At 77.1% G+C, this 279-nt stretch carries 1 pseudogene; it reads right to left on the minus strand.

What is annotated here, in order from left to right:
* Positions 1 to 279 (minus strand): annotated as a pseudogene (locus tag ACFFNX_RS52285) (carbohydrate kinase); the annotation flags it as partial.

The following is a 279-nucleotide window of genomic DNA, read 5'->3' on the forward strand; positions in this document are numbered from 1 at the left end:
GTCCGGGGACGTCGCGGGAGATGGCGCCGGCCCCCGTGCTGGAGGCCCCGCCGGGCAGCCACACGTCGTCCGGCGCCCGGTGGGAGTACACCACGCCGTACGGGTCGCGCAGCGGCTCGCGGGTGACGCCCTTGAGCAGGAGCGTGGTGCCCAGCACGGAGTTCCACGATCCGGGCGTCAGCCGGCCGGCGCCGAGTTGCGCGGCGCAGCCGTCGGTCATGCCGGCGACGATCGGTGTGCCCGCCCGGATGCCGGTGACCTCGGCCGCGGCCGCGCAGA

Origin of the sequence: Actinoallomurus acaciae, from assembly GCF_042429965.1 — a bacterium.
Taxonomy (GTDB): Bacteria; Actinomycetota; Actinomycetes; order Streptosporangiales; family Streptosporangiaceae; genus Actinoallomurus; species Actinoallomurus acaciae.